This window comes from Legionella sp., from assembly GCF_965140895.1.
Lineage (GTDB): Bacteria > Pseudomonadota > Gammaproteobacteria > Legionellales > Legionellaceae > Legionella.
In genome coordinates this window covers 1-1,842 of the sequence record NZ_CBCSKT010000100.1, presented here as the reverse complement: position 1 = coordinate 1,842, position 1,842 = coordinate 1, and the positions used below count along the sequence as shown (strand labels likewise).

Below are 1,842 nucleotides of genomic sequence, written 5' to 3'. Positions count from 1 at the left end.
GTAAAATCGCTACCGGTGTTAAAGTGGTATGAGCCTTCGAGCTGAAAACCCCAGCTCCATTGTCCACCTTGATCAAAGAATTCGTTCGAATTGCCAACGCGTCGATAATAAGCAAAATCATGGTTTGCAGTTGTTTGGATATATAGAGCTTGCCCACCGACACCCCAGGCAGTTTTGGCGCAAGGAACTGTAACATTCCCAGGGGTGCAAACAGGCCCCATGGTTCCAGCGAATACGGCGCTGCTGCCAAAGGCAAGTGCAGCCATCGCTGTTTGTTTCAAGTTTAACATGCATATCTCCACTTTCTTCTTAGGGCCTGTTACACGGCCTCTTAATTTCCGTTTATAGCTCATTCTAACTAGAAACTAAATTTTTTAGCAAGGGTACGTTCTCTCTCGATAAAAGCACTGCACCTCGCCAAATTATCCCCGATCAACTTTGACAAAGTCAACATAATCACCGAAATATCTTAGCGGATAATCTTTAAATATTTGCTACATACTTTAATCCAAAATAGAGACCTGAAATACTTAAATCAGTCGATCTATTTTCTGAAGTAACTGATTGATTATTTGCTATATTATCAATAATGTTTTGATTTCTTAATGGGTTAAAATAATTCACCCACAAATAGCCTAAATCAAAAAGAAAATCCCCTCGTTTTGTGGGGTAACTGTAATTAAGCCCAACACTGGCTTCAAGCTCAGGAACAATCGCTGAATAAGAACCATGCACCGATGTTAATGGCTCCGCCAAACCGGTAACGCTTGACTTAATTGTACCTACGAGCAAGGCGGTAGCCGCTTTAGCATACATACTAAACCCATTGCCGAGAATGTAATCCATATCAATACCGGTACGTGGGCCAAAACCGTTAAACGAGGTATTGTAGTGAAGATGCCTGGGTGCCGGTATGCTGTCTGCATCAAACAAGTCTAAAAACTCTGTGGGGACAATAAATGCAACTCGCGCATTCATTGTATTTTTCAGCCGAGCAAATTGGAAACCACCATGAAAACGATAATTAATATCCCGGGTAAGGGTAGCCAATTGACCTAATTCACCATTCACGGCATCCCACTGAGTTTTCAATGCCAAACGCACGTTAAGCGGATCAAATTCGCCAAAGGGGGTAAATTTTAAATAGCCACTGGCTCCATCCAAGTGATACCAGTTGAGGGTCACATCATTACCGGTGTTAAACAAATAGGATGCCGCTAATTGAAAGCCCCATCCCCATTGGCCACCAAGGTCATTATAAATGTTATTATCTCCTCGAGGGTAATAAGAAAATTCTTGATTGAAATTAGTTTGTAAATACAGTGCTTTAGCCGCCACACTCCATGCAGATTGATTACAAGGGACGGTCATGGCTCCAGGCGAACACACAGGCCCCATGGTGCCGGCAAAAAGCACGCTACTACCCAAAGCGAATACAATAAGAATTAGCCTTTTTAATACAAACACCCTTAGTCTCCACGTTTATAAACATTATAAGTATTCTCTTTATTGCTTTTGTACAAACAATAAACGGATAGCCGTACTTATCCTTTAAGGGTTCACAGTATCCGTCATGGCAAGGAAATAAGTCAAGAAAATCAAAATGATAGTCTTTTTTTGCAAGAAAGTCAGGCGACTCTCTTAGCGATATTCGGATTAAACTAAAGCGTTACGAAGCCTGTCACGGCAAATAGTGATAAATACAGCCACAAAAAAAATGCAACAAGGAGCATGGCTTGCTAGAAAAATAAGTCGAATAAGAAATAGAAATGAGGTAGTGCGGGAATAAAACTAGGAGAACCCACCCCATTGAACTAATGAGGTGGGTAATGAAACTAGGCT

General features: G+C 41.4%; 2 protein-coding genes. Both read right to left on the bottom strand.

The features are described from left to right. The coding region (locus ACQY7T_RS10975; RefSeq protein WP_428413358.1) for an Lpg1974 family pore-forming outer membrane protein at window positions 1-290 on the bottom strand (290 nt) is incomplete at its 3' end. A gap of 193 nt (window positions 291-483) precedes the next feature. Continuing rightward, entirely contained in the window at window positions 484-1,467 is a 984-nt protein-coding gene (locus ACQY7T_RS10970) for an Lpg1974 family pore-forming outer membrane protein (protein ID WP_428413356.1), read from the bottom strand. Window positions 1,468-1,842 lie beyond the last annotated feature (375 nt).